At 73.6% G+C, this 21144-nt stretch carries 20 protein-coding genes; 11 read left to right on the top strand and 9 right to left on the bottom strand.

The genetic code is table 11. From position 1 onward, the window contains the following. The first annotated feature begins 84 nt into the window (after positions 1 to 84). The 3 genes from FHE66_RS07620 to FHE66_RS07630 are packed head-to-tail and all read left to right on the top strand — an operon-like array spanning position 85 to position 3655. Positions 85 to 819, top strand: coding sequence for an HAD family phosphatase (locus FHE66_RS07620; RefSeq protein WP_230976457.1), 735 nt, complete (start codon positions 85 to 87; stop codon positions 817 to 819). Continuing rightward, positions 816 to 3191, top strand: a complete 2376-nt coding sequence (locus tag FHE66_RS07625; protein ID WP_139072355.1) for a glycoside hydrolase family 65 protein — start codon at positions 816 to 818, stop codon at positions 3189 to 3191. Before FHE66_RS07620 ends, FHE66_RS07625 begins: the two co-directional genes overlap by 4 nt. 29 nt (positions 3192 to 3220) lie before the next feature. Then, positions 3221 to 3655, top strand: coding sequence for an aminoacyl-tRNA deacylase (locus tag FHE66_RS07630; RefSeq protein ID WP_139072439.1), 435 nt, complete (start codon positions 3221 to 3223; stop codon positions 3653 to 3655). 3 nt (positions 3656 to 3658) lie between these two features. On the opposite strand, the gene FHE66_RS07635 is transcribed toward FHE66_RS07630, so the two are convergent. The 6 genes from FHE66_RS07635 to FHE66_RS07660 form a co-directional block, all read right to left on the bottom strand. After that, entirely contained in the window at positions 3659 to 4450 is a 792-nt protein-coding gene (locus tag FHE66_RS07635) for an ABC transporter ATP-binding protein (protein ID WP_139072356.1), read from the bottom strand. A 1-nt stretch (position 4451) separates the two neighbouring features. Then, positions 4452 to 5357, bottom strand: a complete 906-nt coding sequence (locus FHE66_RS07640; RefSeq protein WP_139072357.1) for an ABC transporter permease — start codon at positions 5355 to 5357, stop codon at positions 4452 to 4454. A gap of 9 nt (positions 5358 to 5366) precedes the next feature. Further along, positions 5367 to 6365, bottom strand: coding sequence for an ABC transporter substrate-binding protein (locus FHE66_RS07645; RefSeq protein WP_139072358.1), 999 nt, complete (start codon positions 6363 to 6365; stop codon positions 5367 to 5369). A 136-nt stretch (positions 6366 to 6501) separates the two neighbouring features. After that, entirely contained in the window at positions 6502 to 7026 is a 525-nt protein-coding gene (locus tag FHE66_RS07650) for a flavodoxin domain-containing protein (protein ID WP_218013650.1), read from the bottom strand. A 64-nt stretch (positions 7027 to 7090) separates the two neighbouring features. Then, positions 7091 to 8083 (bottom strand): ABC transporter substrate-binding protein, encoded by a 993-nt coding sequence (locus tag FHE66_RS07655; RefSeq protein WP_139072359.1) that lies wholly within the window; start codon positions 8081 to 8083, stop codon positions 7091 to 7093. A 102-nt stretch (positions 8084 to 8185) separates the two neighbouring features. After that, complete coding sequence (locus FHE66_RS07660) at positions 8186 to 8989, bottom strand: UbiA family prenyltransferase (protein ID WP_139072360.1); 804 nt, start codon at positions 8987 to 8989, stop codon at positions 8186 to 8188. Between the two features lie 81 nt (positions 8990 to 9070). Here FHE66_RS07660 and FHE66_RS07665 point away from each other — a divergent pair, with 81 nt between their 5' ends. Next, positions 9071 to 10195, top strand: a complete 1125-nt coding sequence (locus tag FHE66_RS07665; RefSeq protein ID WP_139072361.1) for a type III polyketide synthase — start codon at positions 9071 to 9073, stop codon at positions 10193 to 10195. Then, positions 10192 to 10737: an isoprenylcysteine carboxyl methyltransferase family protein gene (locus tag FHE66_RS07670; RefSeq protein ID WP_139072362.1), complete on the top strand. Its 546-nt coding sequence runs from the start codon at positions 10192 to 10194 to the stop codon at positions 10735 to 10737. Before FHE66_RS07665 ends, FHE66_RS07670 begins: the two co-directional genes overlap by 4 nt. A 7-nt stretch (positions 10738 to 10744) precedes the next feature. Here FHE66_RS07670 and FHE66_RS07675 read toward each other — a convergent pair whose 3' ends face one another. Then, a complete protein-coding gene (locus FHE66_RS07675; RefSeq protein WP_176554696.1) occupies positions 10745 to 12007 on the bottom strand; it encodes a CAP domain-containing protein in 1263 nt (420 codons plus the stop codon). Between the two features lie 96 nt (positions 12008 to 12103). Here FHE66_RS07675 and FHE66_RS07680 point away from each other — a divergent pair, with 96 nt between their 5' ends. After that, entirely contained in the window at positions 12104 to 13138 is a 1035-nt protein-coding gene (locus FHE66_RS07680) for an NAD(P)/FAD-dependent oxidoreductase (RefSeq protein WP_255303645.1), read from the top strand. 34 nt (positions 13139 to 13172) lie between these two features. On the opposite strand, the gene FHE66_RS07685 is transcribed toward FHE66_RS07680, so the two are convergent. Together FHE66_RS07685 and FHE66_RS07690 are read right to left on the bottom strand one after the other, a co-directional pair. Next, entirely contained in the window at positions 13173 to 14246 is a 1074-nt protein-coding gene (locus FHE66_RS07685) for a glycosyltransferase (RefSeq protein ID WP_139072364.1), read from the bottom strand. 7 nt (positions 14247 to 14253) lie between these two features. Continuing rightward, positions 14254 to 16809 (bottom strand): sodium-translocating pyrophosphatase, encoded by a 2556-nt coding sequence (locus tag FHE66_RS07690; RefSeq protein WP_139072365.1) that lies wholly within the window; start codon positions 16807 to 16809, stop codon positions 14254 to 14256. Between the two features lie 267 nt (positions 16810 to 17076). Between FHE66_RS07690 and FHE66_RS07695 the strand changes: the two genes are divergently transcribed. From FHE66_RS07695 to FHE66_RS07715, 5 genes are all read left to right on the top strand, one after another. Beyond that, positions 17077 to 17997, top strand: a complete 921-nt coding sequence (locus tag FHE66_RS07695; protein ID WP_139072366.1) for an SDR family oxidoreductase — start codon at positions 17077 to 17079, stop codon at positions 17995 to 17997. Positions 17998 to 18133: 136 nt separating this feature from the next. Continuing rightward, positions 18134 to 19360 (top strand): MFS transporter, encoded by a 1227-nt coding sequence (locus FHE66_RS07700; protein WP_139072367.1) that lies wholly within the window; start codon positions 18134 to 18136, stop codon positions 19358 to 19360. A 106-nt stretch (positions 19361 to 19466) separates the two neighbouring features. Further along, the gene (locus FHE66_RS07705; protein WP_139072368.1) at positions 19467 to 19811 is read left to right on the top strand and encodes a hypothetical protein; all 345 of its coding nucleotides are present in this window, start codon (positions 19467 to 19469) and stop codon (positions 19809 to 19811) included. 48 nt (positions 19812 to 19859) lie between these two features. Beyond that, complete coding sequence (locus FHE66_RS07710; RefSeq protein WP_255303646.1) at positions 19860 to 20588, top strand: ubiquinone/menaquinone biosynthesis methyltransferase; 729 nt, start codon at positions 19860 to 19862, stop codon at positions 20586 to 20588. Between the two features lie 19 nt (positions 20589 to 20607). Then, positions 20608 to 21114 carry a GNAT family N-acetyltransferase gene (locus FHE66_RS07715; protein ID WP_255303647.1) on the top strand — a complete coding sequence of 169 codons (507 nt, stop codon included), beginning with the start codon at positions 20608 to 20610 and terminating at the stop codon, positions 21112 to 21114. Positions 21115 to 21144 lie beyond the last annotated feature (30 nt).

A 21144-nucleotide genomic window follows, 5' to 3' on the forward strand; every position in this document is an offset into this window, starting at 1 on the left:
GACGACCTGCGGGCTGGGGTGACGGGGGTCACAATGGGCGGGCGGGGTCCGCGGCTGGGACCCGAGACGACGAACGGAGACGACGTGCTCGGACTTCCCGACACCGTGAGGGTGCTCCTCTTCGACCTCGACGGCGTGCTCACGGAGACGGCGGAGCTCCACGTCCGGGCGTGGAAGGAGACCTTCGACGCCTTCCTCCGCGACCACGCCGAGCGGGTGCACGAGGAGTACGTCCCCTTCGACCCGGTGGCCGACTACGCGCGCTACGTCGACGGCAAGCGGCGCGTCGACGGCGTCCGCGACTTCCTCGGCAGCCGTGACATCACGCTGCCCACCGGCACCCCGACGGACGGTCCCGAGCGCGAGACGCTCAACGGCATCGGCAACCGGAAGAACGAACGCGTCCTGCAGCTCATGCGGGACGAGGGCGTCAAGGTCTTCCCGGGGTCCCGGCGCTACCTCGAGGAGGCTCGCGCACGGTCGCTGCCCTGCGCCGTCGTCTCCTCCAGCGCCAACGCCGCGCTCGTCCTGGACGTCACCGGGCTCGAGTCGCAGATCGACGTCCTGGTCGACGGGTCCCTCGCCCACGCGCTCGGGCTGCCGGGCAAGCCGGCGCCGGACACGTACCTCGAGGCCGCCCGGCGGATGGGCGTCCCGCCCGCCGAGGCAGCCGTGTTCGAGGACGCGCTCGCCGGGGTCGCCGCGGGCCACGCCGGGCACTTCGGGTACGTCGTCGGGGTCGACCGGCTCGGTCAGGGCGAGGCCCTGCGCGAGCAGGGCGCCGACGTCGTCGTCACCGACCTGGAGGAGCTGCTGTGACCACTCCGGCGCTGCCAGTCGAGCCCTGGTGCCTGCGCGAGCAGGGGGAGCACGGGGAGTACCTCGGCCAGCTCGAGTCGCTCTTCGCCCTGTCCAACGGGCACCTCGGTCTGCGGGGGAACCTCGACGAGGGCGAGCCGGCCGCCCAGCACGGCACCTACCTCGCCGGCTTCTTCGAGGAGCACCCGCTCCCGTACGCGGAGGCCGGCTACGGCTACCCCGAGTCGGGGCAGACGATCGTCAACGTCACCAACGGCAAGCTCATCCGCCTGCTGGTCGACGACGAGCCCTTCGACATGCGCTACGGCGAGGTGGTCTCCCACGAGCGGGTGCTCGACCTCCGCGCAGGCACCCTGCGGCGGGTGACCGAGTGGATCTCCCCCGCCGGACGGCGGATCATCGTCCGCTCCACCCGGATGGTGTCCTTCACCCACCGGGCCGTCGCCGCCATCGACTACGAGGTCGAGCCGGTGGACGGGCGCACCCGCATCATCGTCCAGTCGATGCTCGTCGCGAACGAGGAGCCGCCGGACCACCCCGGGGACGACCCCCGGGTCGCCGCGGCCCTGCGCGACCCCCTCGTCCCGATCGCCCAGGACGTCGAGCAGGACGGTGTCGTCCTCCTCCACCGCACGCGCGCCTCCGAGCTGACGATGGGCGCCGGCATGGACCACGACATCGAGTGCCCCAACCAGTACGAGGTGGAGCACGAGGCCCGGGAGGACTGGGCGCGCACGAGCGTCGTCACCGTGCTCGAGGCCGGGCAGACGCTGCGCGTGGTCAAGCACCTCGCCTACGGGTGGTCGGCGACGCGCAGCCTGCACGCCGTGCGCGACCAGGTGGCGGCCGCGCTCACGAGCGCCCGCTACGCCGGGTGGGACACGCTGCTGCGCGACCAGCGTCAGTACCTCGACGACTTCTGGAGCGTGGCGGACGTCGAGGTCGAGGGCGACCCGATCCTCCAGCAGGCCATCCGGTTCAGCCTCTTCGAGCTGCTCCAGGCCGGCGCCCGCACCGAGGGCCGGGCGATCGGCGCCAAGGGGCTCACCGGGACCGGCTACGACGGCCACACCTTCTGGGACATCGAGGGCTTCGTCATGCCGGTGCTCATCATGACCGCCCCGGAGGCCGCCGCCCACGCGCTGCGCTGGCGGGCCTCGACCCTGCCGCTGGCACGGGCGCGTGCCAGGACCCTCGGGCTGAAGGGGGCGACCTTCCCGTGGCGCACCATCCGGGGTGAGGAGACCTCCGCCTACTGGCCGGCCGGGACGGCTGCGTTCCACGTCAACGCCGACATCGTGCGCGCCTTCGAGGCCTACCGCTTCGTCACCGGGGACGACAGCCTCGAGCGCGAGTGCGGCGCCGAGGTGCACATCGAGACGGCCCGGCTGTGGATGTCCCTCGGCCACCACGACCGCGACGGCGTCTGGCACATCCAGGGCGTCACCGGCCCGGACGAGTACACCGCGGTCATCGACTGCAACGTCTTCACCAACCTCATGGCGGCCCTCAACCTGCGGGTCGCCGACAACGCGTGCGGACGCCACCCGGAGGTCGCCGCGGCACACGGGGTGACCGAGGACGAGCGTGCCGCCTGGCGGACCGCCGCCGACGCGGTCCACGTGCCCTACGACGAGACCCTCGGCGTCCATCCGCAGTGCGAGCAGTTCACGACGTATGCCGAGTGGGACTTCGACAGCGGCACGCAGTACCCGCTCATGCTCCACGCGCCGTACTTCCAGCTCTACCGCACCCAGGTGATCAAGCAGGCCGACCTCGTCCTCGCGCTCCACTGGCGGGGCAGGATGTTCACCCCCGAGGAGAAGGCGCGCAACCTCGACTACTACGAGCGCCGGACGGTGCGCGACTCCTCGCTGTCGGCCACCACCCAGGCGGTCGTCTGCGCGGAGGTCGGGCACCTCGACCTCGCGCACGCCTACCTCCACGAGACGGCGCTCGTCGACCTGCGCGACCTCCAGGGCAACACGAGCCAAGGGCTGCACATCGCCTCGCTCGCCGGCACCTGGAGCGCCCTCGTCGACGGCTTCGGCGGCCTGCGCGACCACAACTCCCGGCCCCAGGTGTCGCCCGCGCTCCCGGACTCCGTGCGGCGGCTGTCCTTCCGCATCCTGTGGCACGGCACGCCGATCAAGGTCGAGGCCACCCACGAGACCGTCACGTGCACCCTGCTCGGGGAGGACGGCGAGCTCGACGTCCGCATCTACGACGAGGACGTCACCGTGCGGACGGGGCACCCGGTCATCCGGCCGATGCGCGAGCGTGTGCCGCTGCTCCCGGCCCCCACCCAGCCGCCCGGGCGGGCGCCACGGCCGGCGGGCCGTCTGCCCCGGACGATCCCGGCGGAGAAGTGAGTCCTGACGAGACGACGGCCACGGCGGCGATGACGGCCGCCGGGCTCGAGCACCTCCTCACCCGGCACGGACCCGTCGACAGCCTGGAGGAGGCGGCCGCCGCCCGGGGCGTACCACCGGGTGCGCTCGTCAAGACGATCGTCGTGCGCCGCGCGGCCGAGGACTACCTCTTCGTCCTCGTCCCGGGCAACCGGACGATCTCCTGGCCCAAGCTCCGGACCCTGCTCGGGGTCAACCGGCTGTCCCTGCCGGACGCCGCGACGGCCAAGGAGGTCACCGGCTACGAGCGCGGCACCATCACGCCCTTCGGGGCGACCCACGCGTGGCCGGTCGTCGCCGACAGCCACGTGCGTGGCACGGTGTCCATCGGTGCCGGAGCGCACGGCGTGGCGGCGACGGTGGACGCCGTGGCCCTCGTCCACGCGCTGGGGGCCCAGGTCGCCGACGTCACCGACCCCCTCTGAGGGCTACTGCAGGAGCGTGCGGTCGTCCAGCTCGGCGCCCTTGACCTGCTCGAAGGCGCGCAGGAGGTCCTGGACGGTCGCGCTGCGCTTGCGCTCGCCGGAGATGTCGACGACCACCCGGCCCTCGTGCATCATGATGAGCCGCGTGCCCACCCGCAGGGCCTGGTCCATGTTGTGGGTGACCATGAGCGTGGTGAGGTGGTGGCGCTCGACGGCCTCGGCGGTGAGCCGGGTGATGAGGTCGGCGCGCTGGGGGTCCAGCGCCGCGGTGTGCTCGTCGAGCAGGAGGATCTTCGGCTCGCTGAACGTCGCCATGAGGAGGGACAGGGCCTGGCGCTGCCCGCCGGACAGCAGCCCGACCTTGAGGCGCAGCCGGTTCTCCAGGCCGAGCTCGAGCGAGGCGAGCTCGCGGCGGAAGAGCTCGCGCTTGTCCCGCGTCACCCCGAGCCGCAGCCCCCGGCGCTTGCCGCGGGCGTAGGCGATGGCGAGGTTCTCCTCGATCGTCATGTCCGGGGCGGTGCCCGCGAGCGGGTCCTGGAAGACCCGGCCCAGGTGGCGGGCCCGGCGGTAGTCGGGCAGCCGGGTGACGTCCTCGCCGTCGACGACGACGGAGCCGCGGTCGGGGGTGATCCGCCCGGCGACGATGTTGAGCAGCGTCGACTTCCCGGCGCCGTTGGAGCCGATGACGGTGGTGAACTCCCCGGTGGCGAGGTCGAGGCTGATGTCGTCGAGCGCGACGCGCTCGTTCGGCGTGCCGGGGAAGAACGTCTTGCTCACGGACGTGATGGAGAGCATGTCACTGGCCTCCCGTCGTCGTCGCCGCCGTGCGCCGCAACGAGCGCAGCGCCCCCACCCGCCGGAAGACGCCCCAGCGCGGGAGCACGAGCGCGATGACGACGAGGACGGCGGAGACGAGCTTCATGTCGTTGGGGTCCAGGCCCGCCTGGAGCGCGATCTGGATGGTCACCCGGTAGAGCACCGAGCCGAGGACGACGGCGAGGGTGGAGACGATGATGACGCGAGAGCCGAAGACCGCCTGGCCGAGGATGACCGAGGCGAGGCCCGCGATGATGAGGCCGATCCCCATGGAGATGTCCGCGAAGCCCTGGTACTGGGCGATGAGCGCGCCGCACAGCCCCACGAGCCCGTTCGACAGCGCGAGGCCGACGATCTTCGTCCGGTCGGTGTTGACCCCGAAGCTGCGGATCATCGCCTCGTTGTCGCCCGTCGCCTGGAGGGCGAGGCCGGTGTCGGTGTGGAGGAACCAGTCGAGGGCGATCTTGACGAGGATCGCCAGCGCGCCGAAGATCGCGATCGCCGCGGCCCCGCCGAGCAGGCCGTTCTCCCGGAGCGGGGTGATGAGGGTGTCCTGCCGCAGCAGCGGGACGTTCGCGCCGTCCATGATCCGCAGGTTGATCGAGTAGAGCCCGATCTGGGTGAGGATGCCTGCCAGCAGCGGGTTGATGCCGCCCTTGGTGTGGAGCAGCCCGGTGACCACGCCCGCGGCAAGTCCTGCGGCGGCGCCGGCCAGGGTGGCGAGCAGCGGGGAGGTCCCCGCCGTGATGAGGACGGCTGCCGTGGCGGCGCCCGTGGTGAAGCTGCCGTCGACGGTGAGGTCGGGGAAGTTGAGGATGCGGAAGGTGAGGTAGACCCCCAGCGCCATCACCGCGTAGACGAGGCCGAGCTCGACTGCTCCGAACATGGCCGGTGCCTACTCGATGACCTTGTCGGCCCGCTCGAGCAGCTCGGCGGCGAGCTCCACGCCCATGCGCTCGGCGGCGGCCGGGTTGACGATGAGGAGGAAGTCGCTCTGCTGCTCGATCGGCATCTCGGCGGGGTCGGCGCCCTCGAGGAGGATGCGCGCGGCCATCTCACCGGTCTGGTAGCCGAGCTGCTCGTAGTCGATCCCGTAGGTGGCGATCGCCCCGCGGTCGACCGTGTCCCCCTCGGCGGAGACGACCGGCAGCGACTTCGTCTCGGCGACCTGGAGGAGCGACTCGATCCCGGAGACGACCGCGTTGTCCGTCGGGACGTAGAAGGCGTCGACGTCCAGGGAGTCGGCGGCCTGCTGCACCTCCCCGGAGTTCGTCACCGTCGCGACCTCGATGGTGAGGCCGAGGTCGGCGGCCGCCTCGCGGGCGAGCTCGACCTGGACCTCGGAGTTCACCTCTCCGGAGGAGTGCACGATCCCGACCGTCTCGGCGTCGGGGGCGAGCTCGGTGAGGAGCTCGAGCTGCTCCGCGACGGGGTTGAGGTCGCTCGTGCCGGTGACGTTGCCGCCCGGGGCGTCCCAGCTGTCGACCAGCCCGGCCTCCTGCGGCTCGGTGACGGCGGTGACGAGGACCGGGACGTCGGTGATCGCCTGGGCGGTGGCCTGCGCCGTCGGCGTCGCGATGGCGAGGACGAGGTCGTGGTCGGCCGAGGCGAAGGTGGTGGCGATCGAGGTCGCGGTGGCCTGGTCGCCCTGCGCGCTCTGCTCGTCGTACTCGACCTCGAGCCCGGCGTCGGCGAGGGCGGCCTTGAAGCCCTCGCGTGCGGCGTCGAGGGAGGGGTGGGAGACGAGCTGGGTGATGCCGACCGAGTACGTGTCGCCCGAGCCGCTGCCCGTCCCGGACGCGGTGCCCGGGCTCGTCTCGCTGCCGCAGCCGGCGAGGACGAGGGCGGACACGGCCAGGGCGGCTCCGGTGAGCCGGAGGGATGAGCGCGTCATCGGGGTCCTTCCTTGAGCGCAGGTCGTGGGTGCCATGGAGGGTACTTGACGTCCCGCAGGTCGAGAACGGCGTCTCACGGGCACCTGCGGGCGGTGGTCGCGCGTCGGGGTCCTCACGTCGCTGGAGGGCTGGTGCTCAGCCGGCGAGGTGCTCACGGGCGTGGCGCAGCAGCTCGCGGCCCCACTCCACGGCCCGCTCCTCCTCACCGGGCGCGAGGGGACCCTCGACGCCGTGGACGGCGAAGTTCTCCGGGGGCAGCGTGACGGGCACCCCGCGGCGGCGCAGCCGCCGGACGAGGGCGCGCGCGGCGCTCCCCGGGAGCTTGGCCTCCAGGGTGCGGGTGTCGTAGACGGCGACCGGCGGCATGAGCTCGTCGGCCTGCTCGACCCACTCGCGCATGCCCTTGCGCGACTCGTCGGGCAGTCCGGCGCGCTCGAGCGCCTCGCGGCGCGAGTCCGGCCGGCTGAGGCCGAGCACGTGAGTGGGGGCGCCGAGGACGAGGAGGTCGGCGGTGAGCTCGGAGACCGGAGGGGCGTGCTCGATGTCGAGCACCTCGACGTCCGCGGCACCCCGCATGCCCTCGGCGAGGGCGCGCGCGACGCGGCCGGTGTTGCCGAAGTGGGACTCGTAGACGACGAGGACCTTCATGCTGCTGATCACCTCTCGACCATGACACCCCGACCTCCGGCCCCGGGAGCGGGCCGGAGGTCCCGGGTGTCGCGGACTACTCGACGACGACGTCCGCGGCCTCGAGCAGGTCGGCGGGCAGCGCCACGCCCATCCGCTCGGCGGCTGCCGGGTTGACGAAGAGGAGCAGCTCGGACTGCGTCTCGATCGGCATCGTCGCCGGGTCGGCGCCGTCGAGCAGCACCCGCAGCGCCATGTCCGCGGTCTGGCGGCCGAGGAGCTCGTAGTCCACGCCGTAGGTCGCGACGGCGCCGCGCTCGACGCTCTCACCGTCGGCGGACACGAGCGGGACGCCCTTGGCCTCGGCGACCTGGAGGAGGGACTCGAAGGCCGAGACGACGGTGTTGTCGGTCGGCATGAAGAACGCGTCGACGTCGAGGGACTCGGCGGCCTGCTGGACCTCGGCGGAGTTCGTCACCATCGCGACCTCGATCTCGAAGCCGAGCTCGGCGGCGGCCTCGCGGGCGAGGTCGATCTGGATCTCGGAGTTCACCTCGCCCGAGCTCGCGACGATGCCGACGGATCCCACGTCCGGGCGGAGCTCGGTGATGAGGCCGAGCTGGTCGCGCACCGGGTTGAGGTCGCTCGTGCCGGTGAGGTTGCCGCCGGGCTCGTCCCAGCTGTCGACGAGGCCCGCGCCCTCGGGCTCGGTGACCGCGGTGATGAGGATCGGCACGTCGCTGATCGCCTGGGCGGTGGCCTGCGCCGTCGGCGTCGCGATGGCGAGCACGAGGTCGTGGTCCGCGGCGGCGAAGGTGTTGGCGATGGACGTCGCCGTCGCCATGTCGCCCTGGGCGCTCTGCTCGTCCCACTCGACGGTGAGCCCGGCCTCCTCGATCGCCGCCTTGAAGCCCTCGCGGGCGGCGTCGAGGGAGGGGTGCGTCGCGATCTGGGTGATCCCGATGGAGTAGGTGCGGCTCTCGTCGCCGCCGGCTCCCGGGTCCGCGCCGGGTTCCTCCTCCGTGCCGCAGGCGGCCAGGGTGAGGGCAACGGCGGCCAGGGCGGCGACCGCCAGGGGGGAGCGCTTCATCGCGGGAGTCCTTCCTCGGGTCCTCGGAACGCGTGGTCGCGTTGGGCGGAGGGTACTGGACCGGCCGGGTGGCGCCGGGCGGCCGGTCGTCAGCCGGACGGCTCAGCCGGCCCGGACGAGGAGGACGACGACGTTGGCGAGCGCGATGACGAGCGCCGCGTGGAAGGGCGCCCGGCCCGGGCGCCCGAGCGAGCCGACGGCGAGCACGCCCGCGGCAGCCAGGACGACCCAGCCCCACGCGGGCACCGGCCCGGCAGGGCCGAGCACCGCGACCGCCGTGCCGGCGAGGAGGACCGCGACGGCGAGCACGCCCGCCACCCGTGCCCCCAGCCGGTGGGGGAGCCCGCGCACCCCGGTGGCGTCGTCGTCGGCGAGGTCGGGCAGGACGTTGACGACGTGCGCGCCGACGCCGAGCAGCGCCCCGACCGCGAGCATCCACCACGGCGGCAGGGCCGGCGGGTCGAGCGCGAGCCAGGGCACCGCGGGCAGCGCGCCGAAGGCGAGCGCGTAGGGGGCCCAGGAGAGGACGGTGGACTTGAGGCCGAGGTTGTAGGCCCAGCCGGAGCCGACGACGAGGAGGTGGGCCAGCGCCGCCCACCAGCCCAGCGCGAGCGACAGCGCGAGGGAGGCGACCACGGCGACGGCGAGCGCGGACCGCAGCGTCCGCGTGCCGAGGTCCCCGGTCGCGAGGGGCTTGTCGGCCCGGCCCACGGCCCGGTCCCGACCGGCGTCGAGCAGGTCGTTGGACCACCCGATGGTCAGCTGGCCGGTGAGGACCGCGAGCCCGACGAGCAGCGTGCGGGCCGGCGCGAGACCCGCCTCGACGGCGAGGAGGACGGCCAGCGCCGTGACGACGACGGTCGGCGGGGCGTGCGAGGCGCGCACGAGCGCGAGGACGGTACGCACGGGCCGAGGCTACGTGGCCCGGGCGGAGGCGGGTGCCTGTTTCGCTGCGCCGGACGCGCCGGCGGCACGTACGCTCGCCAGATGACGTCCCTGCTCGCCGTCGAGCCGGTCCTGCCCACTCACCACTACCGCCAGGAGGAGCTCACCGACGCCCTGGTCGACCTCATCGGGCTCGACGAGCGCGGCGAGCGGCTCCTGCGCCGCATCCACGCGGGCTGCGAGGTGGACCACCGCTACCTCGCCCTGCCGATCGAGCAGTACGCCGGGCTGCTCGACTTCGGGCAGACGAACGACGCGTTCATCGCCGCCGCCGTCGACCTCGGCGCGCGGGCCCTGTCCGGCGCGCTCGAGCGCGCCGGGCTGCGGCCCGAGGACCTCGACCTCGTCATCTCCACGACGATCACCGGGCTCGCCGTCCCGTCGCTCGAGGCTCGCATCGCCGCTCGGCTCGGGCTGCGCGCCGACGTCGTGCGCGTGCCGATCGTCGGCCTGGGCTGCATGGCCGGGGCCGCCGGGACGGGGCGGCTGCACGACTTCCTCGAGGGGCGGCCGCGCGGTGTGGCGGCGCTGGTGAGCGTGGAGCTGTGCTCCCTCACCGTCCAGCGCGGGGACAGCTCCGGGGCCAACCTCGTGGCGAGCGGCCTGTTCGGGGACGGGGCGGGCGCCGTCGTCGCCGTCGGGCGCGACCACCCGCTCGCCGGCGGGCACGACCCGGCTGTCGGCGAAAGCGGTGGCCGGGTGGGGGCCGCTGGTCGTGGCGGGGGCGGCGCGCCGCCGCGGGTGGTGGCCTCCGCGAGCCGGCTCTACGCCGGCACCGAGGCCGTCATGGGCTGGGACGTACGCTCCAGCGGGCTGCGGATCGTCCTCGGCGCCGAGGTCCCCGACCTCGTCCGCGACAACGTCGGCGCGGACGTCGCCGCGTTCCTCGCCGGCCACGGCCTGGGCATCGAGGACGTCGGCTGGTGGGTGTGCCACCCCGGCGGGCCCAAGGTCATCGGCTCGCTCGCCGAGACGCTCGGCCTGCCCCGCGAGGCGCTCGCGCTGACCACGGAGTCCCTGCGCGACGTCGGCAACCTCTCCTCGGCATCGGTGCTCCACATCCTGCGCGCTGCCCTCGACGCCGCGCCCGCCCCGGGCAGCATGGGCCTCATGATGGCGATGGGCCCGGGCTTCAGCCTCGAGATGGTCCTGCTGGAGGCACGTTGACCTCCCAGGTGCTCTTCACCGTCCTCATCGGGCTCGTCGCCCTCGAGCGGTTCGCCGAGCTCGTCGTCGCCCAGCGCAACGCCCGCTGGGCCTTCGCCCGCGGCGGCCGGGAGACCGGCGCCGGGCACTACCCGGTCATGGTCGTCCTCCACACCGGCCTGCTCGTCGGCTGTCTCGTCGAGGTGTGGGCGGCGGACCCGCCGTTCCTGCCCGCCCTCGGCTGGCCGATGCTCGCGCTCGCGCTCGGCGCCCAGGTGCTGCGCTGGTGGTGCATCGCCACCCTCGGGCCGCGGTGGAACACCCGGGTCATCGTCGTGCCCGACCTCCCGCTCGTCGCGCGCGGCCCCTACCGGTGGCTGCGCCACCCGAACTACGTCGCCGTCGTCGTCGAGGGGTTCGCCCTCCCGCTCGTCCACAGCGCCTGGGTGACCGCGCTCGTCTTCACCGTCGCCAACGCCTTCCTGCTCTCCGTGCGGATCCGGACGGAGAACGTCGCGCTGGAGGGCGCGGTGCCGCCCGCCGCGGACCGGTCGGCCCGCTGAGGGTCGCTCAGCGGCGGATCCCGAGCCCGTCCCGGCCCCGCCCGGACCAGTCCCCGACGAGCGTCGTGTCCCGCTCGCGGCCGTAGGTGAGCGTGTGGTCGGCGTTGCCGCCGCGGATGGCGTTGGCGACGAAGTAGGTGCGCCCGCGCCGCACCGTGAAGGTGTCCTTGCCGTCCCCGTCCCAGTCGCCCACGTAGACGTCGTCCGCGGCGCGGCCGTAGGCGACGACCTGGTCGGCCGGGCCGCCGGAGAGCGTGTTCTTCACGTGGTGGACGCTGCCGCGGCGCACGGCGAAGGTGTCCTTGCCGTCCCCGTCCCAGTCCCCGACCAGGACGTCGTCGTCGGCGCGGCCGTAGGCGATGACGTGGTCGGCCGGGCCGCCGGTCAGCGTGTTCTTCACGTGGTAGACGTTCCCGCGGCGCACGGCGAAGGTGTCCTTGCCGTCCCCGTCCCAGTCCCCGACGTAGACCCGGTCATTAGGCCGCCCGTAGGTGACCACCCGGGTGGCGTTGCCGGAGCTGTTGGAGTCCCGGACGTGGAAGGTGCTCCCGATCCGGGAGGCGAGGGTGTCGGTGACGTTCCCGTCCCAGTCCCCGACGTACGTGCGGCCACCGGCGTTCCCGTACCGGAAGACGTGCTCGGCGGTGCCGTCGTAGCCGAGGTGGTACTCGGCCCCGCTGCCCCCGGTCCCGCCGTCGTCGATCTGCGCGGTGTCGGCGGGCATCGCCCGGGTCTGGGTCAGCGTGAGCCCGGGGTAGGCGCCGAAGTTCTGCGTGCCGTAGGGGATGAGGATCCCACCACCCCGGGCGTAGGCGATGCCGATGCCCACGTGGGTGTGGTCGGGGTGGAACATCGTGCGCTGGTGTCCGGGGGAGTTGAACCAGCCCCGGTACATGTTCTCCGGGGTGAGGTAGCCCATCGCGACGTTCTCCCCGGCCCGCTGCCACCCCGCCGGCATCTCCCGCGTGTAGTGCGGGTTGTGGGACATCGTGTCCACGCGCGCCATCTGCGCCGACCACGCTCGGGCGACGACGTCGAGCTCGACGGCACGCTGGACCGGCCGCAGCCCGCGCTCGACGCGGTCGGCGTTGAGGAGCTGGAGGATGCGGTCCTCGAACCGGGCGGCGTCCTCCTCGACGACGGACAGGGCCTGCGGCCCGGCACCCACGGTGGCGGCACCGCCGGGCCCGGCGAGCAGACCGAGCGCGGCCAGGACGACGGCGCCCACGGCGAGGGCGCGGGGGAGGAGTTGGGTCCGGCGGCGTCTCACAGGGTCTCCCCGGGTCGGGCGGAGCTGTCCCCTGCCTGATCGGCCAGCCCTTCGAGGATATGAGACCGTGGGCGCGCCGGACCAGAGGAGGCCCACGTGATCGCGAGCACGCACGCGGTCGACGTCGTCGTCGCCGGTGGCGGCCCGGCGGGCCTCGCCACCGCCCTCCACGCCCGCGCGGCGGGCCTGTCGGTGCTCGTGCGCGACCCGCGCGCGGGCGTCGTCGACAAGGCGTGCGGGGAGGGCGTCATGCCCGCCGGCGTCGCCCATCTCGAGGCGCTCGGCGTGCGGCCCGCCGGGCGGGAGATCGTCGGCATCCGCTACTGCGCCCCCGGCCGCAGCGCCGCGACGCGCTTCCGCGGCCCGCCCGGGCGCGGGGTGCGCCGCACCGAGCTGCACGCCGCGCTGCGCGAGGCCGTGCGCGCCGCCGGGATCCCGGTGGAGCGGGCCCGCGTGGAGCGGGTCGAGCAGCAGCGCGGCGGGGTCCTCGTCGACGGCCTGCCCGCCGGGTACGTCGTCGCCGCCGACGGCCTGCACTCCCCGCTGCGCCGCGCCCTCGGCCTCGACGCCGCCACCCGCGGCCCGGCGCGCTACGGCCTGCGCCGCCACGTGCGCCTCGTCCCGTGGACCGACCACGTCGAGGTGCACTGGGCCGAGCACGCCGAGGCCTACGTGACGCCGGTGGGGGAGGAGGAGGTGGGCGTCGCCGTCCTCACGACGAGGCGCGCGCCGTACGAGGAGCACCTCGCCGCCTTCCCCGAGCTGCTCGAGCGGCTCGCCGGGGCCGTCGCCACCTCCACCGTGCGCGGTGCCGGTCCCCTGCGCCAGGAGTCACGCCGGCGCGTGGCCGGGCGGGTGCTGCTCGTCGGTGACGCCTCCGGGTACGTCGACGCGCTCACCGGCGAGGGGATCAGCCTCGCCCTCGCCCAGGCGCGCGCGGCGGTCGACCACCTCGTCTCCGGGGACCTGCCGGGCTACGAGCGGGCATGGCGGCGGGTCGTGCGCCGCCACCGCGTCCTCACCCGGGCGCTGCTCGCCGTCGGCGGCTCCCCGGCGCGGCCGCTGCTCGTGCCCGCCGCCCAGCGCCTGCCCCGGGTGTTCTCCGCCGTCGTCGAGGCCATCGGCGGATGACCCGCCCCGCCGTGACCGCGCGCGGCGGACGCGCTCACGGCCGCGCGGGCCCGCTGAGCGGCTCGACCGGCACGCCGAACCACTGACGCACCCAGTACCGCACCGCGCGGTCGAAGGCGTCGTCGTCGTGCCGGGCGCGCAGCCAGCCCTGGAAGTCCCCGCCGGCGGCGCGGTCGAGCTCGCGCCGGCAGGCCGCGGTGTCGGTCACCGCCCGGTGGAGCATGTCCTCGGCCTCGTCGGCGTCCCGGTAGACGAACGGGTAGCTCGGCGGGACGACGCCCCGCACCCACGGCCGGTCGGGGAAGACGCCCACCGCCCCCGCGACGAGCGCCTCGACGTAGGCGAGCCCGTAGGACTCCTCCCACGCGGTGGCGAGGAACGCCGTCGTGCGGGCGAGGTGCTCCCAGTACGTCGCGCGGCTCGCGGTGAGCGGCCCCACCCACGCCCACTCGCGACCGGACAGGGCCAGTGCCGGCTCCTCGACGAGCTGGGACTCCTCCAGCCGCGCCTCGACGCGGACGGGGGTGCGCGCCGCGACCCGCTCCACGACGTGCAGGAAGAGGTCCGGGCGCTTGCGCTTGTCCAGCGAGATCGCCGGGTAGAGGACGACGGGCACCGCCGGCTCCTCCCGCGGCTGCGCGTGGTCGAGCCGCACGCCGAGGTTGACCCACGCGGTGCGGGCGCGCTCGTACAGGTGCGGGGCCGTCCACGCCGCCACGGTCTCGCGGACCTCGGTGGCCGTCCGCTCGGAGTTGCAGAACGTCGGGAACAGCGCGCAGGACAGCGCGAGGCACGCCGTCTCGACCCGGTGCTCGTACCGCGAGGGGTGCCACCACACGAAGTTCATGATCTGCGGGTCAGGGTCGCGCAGCCGCAGCGTGTGCCACAGGCTCGGGGAGTCGATGACGTCCATGTTGACGACGACGGCGCCCCACACGTCCTCCAGCGGGACGACCGAGAACCCGTCGCACTCCTGGGCGACCGGACCGATCACCTGGGAGCCGGGGAACACGCGCAGCAGCCGGCGCACGAGCGTGGCGCCCGCGTCGTGGCCGACGACCCGACCGTCCTCGACGCGGACGCTGCTCAGGCGGACGACGACGCCCACGGCCGGCTCACCTGCTTGCGAGGGCGTCCCGCGCCGGCTCGGCCGGCTCGGCGTCACCGTCGCCCTGCGGCGGCGCGGGCGGCTCCTCGGCCTGGTCGTCGCCGGTGAGGGACTGCCCGATCCGCATCCCGTAGAAGGAGCGCAGGACGAACACCGTCGCGGCGGCGAAGAACGCCCCGGCGAGGACGAGGACGAGGGTCTGGTGGCCCTGGGCGGTGAGGGAGACCGCGAGCTCGACGGCGAGGAGGCCGAAGAGGGTGGTGAACTTGATGACCGGGTTGAGCGCCACCGACGAGGTGTCCTTGTACGGGTCGCCCACCGTGTCGCCGACGACCGTCGCGTCGTGCAGCGCGGTGCCCTTGGCGTGCAGGTCGACCTCGACGATCTTCTTCGCGTTGTCCCACGCCCCGCCCGCGTTGGCCATGAAGATCGCCTGGAAGAGCCCGAAGAGGGCGATCGAGATGAGGTAGCCGATGAAGAAGTAGGGCTCGAGGAAGGCGAAGGACAGCGTCGCGAAGAACACGCCGAGGAACATGTTGAGCATGCCCTTCTGCGCGTACTGCGTGCAGATCTCCACGACCTTGCGGGAGTCGGCGTCGCTCGCCCGCGTCGCGCCGGCGTCGAGCCGGATGGTGCGGCGGATGAACTCCAGCGCGCGGTAGGCGCCCGTCGTCACCGCCTGGATCGAGGCCCCGGTGAACCAGTAGACGACCGCGCCGCCCGCGATGAGGCCGAGCAGGAACGGCGGGTGGAGCAGCGAGAGGCTCTCCAGCCCGGTCGTGAGGCCGTCGGTGAGGGCCATGATGATGGAGAAGATCATGGTCGTCGCGCCGACCACCGCGGTGCCGATGAGCACGGGCTTGGCGGTCGCCTTGAACGTGTTGCCCGCGCCGTCGTTCTCCTCGAGCATCTGCTTGGCCCGCTCCCAGCGGACCGTGAAGCCGTGCTCGCGGCGGATCTCCTCCTCCACCCCGGGCAGGTCCTCGATCGTCGACAGCTCGTAGACGCTCTGCGCGTTGTCGGTGACCGGGCCGTAGGAGTCGACGGCGATCGTCACCGGGCCGAGGGACAGGAAGCCGAAGGCGACGAGGCCGAAGGCGAAGACCGCCGGGGCCACCATGTGGTCACCCAGGCCCTGCTCGGCGACGAGGTAGGCACCGCCCATGAGGGAGACGATGACCATCCCCAGCCAGTAGGCGGAGAAGTTGCCGGCGACGAGCCCGGAGAGGATGTTGAGCGACGCGCCGCCCTGCCGCGAGCTCTTCACGACCTCGCGCACGTGCCGCGAGCTCGTCGAGGTGAAGGCGCGCACGACCTCGGGGATGAGCGCCCCGGCGAAGGTGCCGAGGGAGACGATGAGCGCGAGCTGCCACCACAGGGCGCCGGCGCCGAGCGGGGAGAGGACCGCCCAGCTCACCGCGAACGTCGCGAGGATGGAGACCACCGAGGTGATCCGCACGAGGGTGGTGAGCGGCTTCTCGAAGTCCATCCGGTCGGCGTGGGCGTACCGGGCCCGCACGAGCGCGTCGTTGACGAGGTAGCTGAACGCCGAGGTGAGGACCATCATGATCCGCACCGCGAAGATCCACACGAGCAGCGTCGCCTGCATCGTCGGGTCGGCGACGGCGAGGATGACGAAGGTGACGAGCGCGACGCCGGTGACGCCGTACGTCTCGAACCCGTCGGCGCTCGGGCCGACCGAGTCGCCCGCGTTGTCGCCCGTGCAGTCGGCGATGACGCCGGGGTTGCGGGCGTCGTCCTCCTTGATCTTGAACGCGATCTTCATGAGGTCGGAGCCGATGTCGGCGATCTTGGTGAAGATGCCGCCGGCGATCCGCAGCGCCGCCGCACCGAGCGACTCACCGATGGCGAAGCCGATGAAGCACGCGCCGGCGATGTCCGCCGGGAGGAACAGCATGATGACGAGCATGAGCATGAGCTCGAGGCTGATGAGCACCATGCCGATCGACATGCCCGACTTCATCGGGATGCGGTGCACCGGCAGCGGGCGACCGGTGAGCGCGGCGAAGGCCGTGCGGGAGTTGGCCAGGGTGTTGACGCGGATCCCGAACCAGGCCACCGAGTAGGAGCCGGCCATGCCGACGAGGCTGAACGCGACGACGACGGCCACCCGCCCCCACGGCAGGTCGACCAGCAGCCCGAAGTACACGACGATGACGGCGGCGATGAAGCTCCACAGCAGGAGGAGGAAGCGGCCCTGCTGGACGAGGTAGGCCTTGCACGTCGTGTAGATGAGCGAGGCGACCGCACCCATCGACGGGTGCTCGGGCAGCCTTCGCAGCTGGAGGTAGACGACCGCGCCGAACGTCATGCCCAGGGCGCACACGAGCAGGCCGACGGCGAGGAGCGTGGTCCCCGACATCCCGCCGACGAGCGTCGCCGCGCCGAGGTCGGGCAGCACGAGGTCGATCTCCCCGCGCGGATGGTCCTGCGCCGCGGCCTGTGCCGCTGGGCCGAAGAGGGTGATCAGGAGGGCGAGCGCACCGGCGAGGACCGCCCGTGCCTTCCCCCGGGAGCGTGCGTGTTCTCGCGTTGTGTCCACAGCAGACCTCGAGACCTCGACGGTCGGCAGGGTCGCCCTGCGACGACTCTGCCGCTGTCCTTCCACGGTAGACCGGCCGAACGCCCCCGACCCGTGACCAAGGGCCCGCCCCAGGGGGCCACCCGCACGCGCGCGCCGCGCAACTCCCCACCCGCCCGCCCCACTCTCGGCGGGTGGCGCGGGAACCGGTGGCCGGGTGGCTCCGGATGCGGGCGGGTGGGGGCTTGCGCAGACTTGAGGCTTCCCCGACGGCAAGGAGAGTGACCTGTGGCCGCTGATGACGCCGACACGACCCGCACCGACCAGCTGACGTTCCAGAACCCCGTGACCCGCTACCCGGAGATCACCCCGCCGGAGCAGGTGCAGGCGGAACCCGGCCTGCAGGCCGAGATGACGCCCAAGCCGGACATCGGGGAGTTCTCCTACCGCGGCACCGGCCGCCTCGAGGGGCGCCGCGCGCTCGTCACCGGCGGGGACTCCGGGATCGGCGCGGCGGTGGCCGTGGCCTTCGCCCGCGAGGGCGCCGACGTCGCCATCAGCTACCTGCCCGAGGAGGAGAAGGACGCCGACGAGGTCGTCCGGATCATCACCGAGTCCGGGCGCAGGGCGGTCAAGCTGCCCGGTGACCTCACGGACCCGGCCGTGTGCAGCGGCATCGTCGAACGTACGGTGGCCGAGCTCGGCGGGCTCGACATCCTCGTGAACAACGCGGCCAAGCAGATCGCCAACGACAGCCTCGAGGAGACCCCGGACGAGCAGATCGTCCAGACCTTCGAGGCCAACGTCCTCGCGACCTTCCGGGTGACCAAGGCCGCCCTGCCGCACCTGCCCCCGGGCTCGGCGATCATCAACTCCACGTCCGTCGTCGCCTACCAGCCGCCCCCGCCGCTGCTCGACTACGCCTCGACGAAGGCCGCGATCAACAACTTCACCAAGGGCCTGGCCCAGGAGCTCGCCCCCAAGGGGATCCGGGTCAACGCCGTCGCCCCCGGGCCGATCTGGACGCCGCTGCAGCCCTCCCACGGCCAGCCGGTCGAGGACCTGCCGGAGTTCGGCAAGAGCACGCCGCTCGGCCGCGCCGGGCAGCCCACCGAGCTCGCCCCCGCCTACGTCTTCCTCGCCTCGCCCGAGTCGAGCTACGTCCTGGGGGAGACGCTCGCCGTCACCGGCGGGATGCCCACCCCGTGACCCGCGGAGGCTGAGCCCCTGCCGTCCCTCGGCAGGGTCCGCGAGTCGCACGCCGGCCCGCGGACCCTCCGGGTGGGGGAGGCGGACACCCGCCCGGCCGGACCAGGCGCCGGTGCGCGGGGGATACTGGCGGGCGATGTCCTCCGCACCCTCCTCCCGCCCGCCGCTCCCGAGGGAGATCTGGGTCCTCGCGGGCGCCGCGCTGATCATCGCGCTCGGCTACGGGCTCGTCGCCCCCGTCCTGCCGCAGTTCGCCCGGTCCTTCGACGTGTCGGTCGCGGCGGCGTCGTTCGTCGTCAGCGCCTTCTCCCTCACCCGGCTGCTCTTCGCGCCGGCGGGCGGCGCGCTCATCACCCGGCTGGGGGAGCGCCGCGTGTATCTCGCGGGACTGCTCGTCGTGGCGGTCTCGAGCATGGCGACGGCGTTCGCGCAGGACTACGTGCAGCTGCTCGTCTTCCGCGGGCTCGGCGGGATCGGGTCGACGATGTTCACCGTCTCGGCGATGGGCCTCATCGTGCGCCTCGCACCGCCGACGGCGCGGGGCCGGGCCGCCTCCTTGTACGCGACGGCCTTCCTCGTGGGGAACATCGGCGGTCCGGTCATCGGCGGGGTGCTCGCCGAGCTCGGGCTGCGGATCCCGTTCATGGTCTACGCGGTGGCACTCGTGCTCGCGACGGGCGTCGTGTGGCGGCTGCTCCCCGAGACCGGCGCCGGCCCCACCCGCACCGTGGACGAGCCGCAGCAGCCGCCGATGGTGTTCGCCGAGGCGCTGCGTGACAGCGCGTTCCGCGCCGCGCTCGTCTCCGGGTTCGCCAACGGCTGGTCGAGCTTCGGGGTGCGGGTCGCGCTCGTCCCGCTCTTCGCGGCCGCGGCGCTGGACGCCGGGCCGTGGTCCGCGGGGGCGGCGCTCGCAGCCTTCGCCGTCGGCAACGCGCTGGCGCTCAACGCCGCCGGGCGGCTGGCCGACGCCCGCGGCCGACGTCCGCTCATCCTCGTCGGGCTGCTCGTCAACGGCGTCTTCACCGCCGTGCTCGGGCTCGCCGGGGACATCGGCACGGTCCTCGTCCTCTCGGCGCTCGCGGGCGCGGGTGCCGGGCTGCTCAACCCCGCGCAGCAGGCGACGGTCGCCGACGTCGTCGGCAACGAGCGCAGCGGCGGCAAGGTGTTCGCCGGCTTCCAGATGGCGCAGGACACCGGCGCGATCCTCGGCCCGGTGCTCGCCGGCGCGCTCGCCGACCGGTTCGGCTACGGCGCCGCGTTCGGTGTCACGGGCGTCATCACCGTCCTCGCCGCGGTCGCCTGGCTGTTCGCCCGGGAGACCCTCCACCGGGACGACGCCGCCGGCCCAGAGCTCGGCGGCTGAGCCACCTCACGAACCGGCGCGCGCAGGCGACTACCCGGGTAGAGCGCGTTCGTGCTCCGCGTCGGCCCGGTCGGGCCGGCGGCCGGCGAGGAAGGACGTGAGGACGATGGAGCCCGACCAGACGACGACACCGCTGACGCGCGTGGCTGCGTGGGCGCGCGCAGCTCTGGCTCGCGCGGCGCAGGACCACCGCGTCACCCTCGGCGAGGCGCCGGAGGCGGACGGGCTCGCGGTGCGGACCGGGCTGCTGCGCGCCGGTGACCGGGTCGGCCTCGCCGCGGCGGACGAGGAAATCTGGGTGGTGGTGGACGGCCACGTCGAGCTCCTGACGACGCGCGCGGACCTCGCCGCCCGTACCGGGGACGTCCTCCACGTCCCGGTGAACACCCCGGGGCACCTCGTCGCCGTCACGGACACCCGGTTCGTCGCCGTGGCCTTCCTCGGGCCGTGACGGCCCGCGGGGACCGGGCAGGGCGCCGGGCCGGGTAGCGTGGGGCGGGTGAGCGCGCAGGACGACAACGGAGCCGCGACCCCGCAGGACGCCCATGGCGCCAAGGTCGCGGACATGTTCAACGGCATCGCCGACCGGTACGACCTCATGAACCTCGTCATGACGTGGGGTCAGGAGCCGCGGCTGGTGCGGCGGACGGTCGAGCGGGCTCGGCTGCCGATCGAGCCTGTCGTCCTCGACCTCGCGACCGGCACCGGCGACGTCGCGTTCGAGGTGCTGCGCACCCGGCCCGCCGCGCAGGTCACCGGCGCGGACATCTCGCCGGGGATGATGGAGATCGGCAAGGCCCGCCCCGGCGGCGACCGCATCACCTGGGTGCAGGCCGACGCGATGGACCTGCCCTTCCCCGACGCGACCTTCGACGCCGTCACGCACGGCTACCTGCTGCGCAACGTCACCGACATCCCGACGACGCTCGCCGAGCAGTTCCGCGTCCTCAAGCCGGGCGGCTGGATGGCCGCCCTGGAGATGTCACCCGCGCCCAAGAACGTCTTCTGGCCGTTCTCCACGGCCTACATCCGCTGGGTGGTGCCGCTGATCGCGCGCCTCATCGCCAAGGACCCCGAGGCCTACGAGTACCTCTCGCGCACCTCCCGCGGGTTCCGCACCCCCGCGCAGATCCACGACATGCTCGCCGACGCCGGCTTCGTCAACATCGGCCACCGGCTGCACATGTTCGGCACGATGGCCGTCCACTGGGCCCAGAAGCCCGTCTGAGGTGCCGACGCTGAGGCCCGTGCGGGCGAGTGACGCGCCCGCGGTGCTCGACGCCTTCGCCTCCTCGTCCGACATGGCCCGGCAGGGCGCGGTCACGACCGCGGCCGAGGCGAGCGCCTACCTCACGCGGTGCACGTCGCCGGGCTCCCGGGTCTTCGCCGTCACCGGCGAGGACGACGTCCTGTGCGGCGCGGTCGGGATCAACCTCGACGAGGCGAACCGCACCGGGTGGGTCTGGTACTGGATGCACGCCCGGCACCGCGGGAAGGGCTGGACGGCCGCGGCCGTGGCGACGGTGGCGGACTGGGCGCTGGCGGAGGGTGGGTGCGAGCGGCTGGAGCTCGGGCACCGGGTCGACAACCCCGCCTCGGGCCGGGTGGCGGTGGCTGCCGGGTTCGTCCCCGAGGGTCGCGAACGCGGCAAGTTCCTCATCGACGGGGAGCGGGTCGACGTCCTCACCTACGGCCGGATCCTCACCGATCCCGCCCCGGTGACGCCCCGGCTCGCCCTGCTCGCCCCGTCCTGAGGCGGCGACGGCGCGGACAGCGCCCGGCCG

The organism is Georgenia sp. 311 (assembly GCF_006151955.1).
Lineage (GTDB): Bacteria > Actinomycetota > Actinomycetes > Actinomycetales > Actinomycetaceae > Oceanitalea > Oceanitalea wutianyii.

What these genes read in the sequence shown, in the direction of transcription:
- FHE66_RS07630 (WP_139072439.1), top strand. Translation starts at nt 3,221, where the DNA reads ATGACGGCCGCCGGGCTCGAGCACCTCCTCACCCGGCACGGACCCGTC.
- FHE66_RS07635 (WP_139072356.1), bottom strand. Translation starts at nt 4,450, where the DNA reads ATGCTCTCCATCACGTCCGTGAGCAAGACGTTCTTCCCCGGCACGCCG.
- FHE66_RS07640 (WP_139072357.1), bottom strand. Translation starts at nt 5,357, where the DNA reads ATGTTCGGAGCAGTCGAGCTCGGCCTCGTCTACGCGGTGATGGCGCTG.
- FHE66_RS07645 (WP_139072358.1), bottom strand. Translation starts at nt 6,365, where the DNA reads ATGACGCGCTCATCCCTCCGGCTCACCGGAGCCGCCCTGGCCGTGTCC.
- FHE66_RS07655 (WP_139072359.1), bottom strand. Translation starts at nt 8,083, where the DNA reads ATGAAGCGCTCCCCCCTGGCGGTCGCCGCCCTGGCCGCCGTTGCCCTC.
- FHE66_RS07665 (WP_139072361.1), top strand. Translation starts at nt 9,071, where the DNA reads ATGACGTCCCTGCTCGCCGTCGAGCCGGTCCTGCCCACTCACCACTAC.
- FHE66_RS07700 (WP_139072367.1), top strand. Translation starts at nt 18,134, where the DNA reads ATGTCCTCCGCACCCTCCTCCCGCCCGCCGCTCCCGAGGGAGATCTGG.
- FHE66_RS07705 (WP_139072368.1), top strand. Translation starts at nt 19,467, where the DNA reads ATGGAGCCCGACCAGACGACGACACCGCTGACGCGCGTGGCTGCGTGG.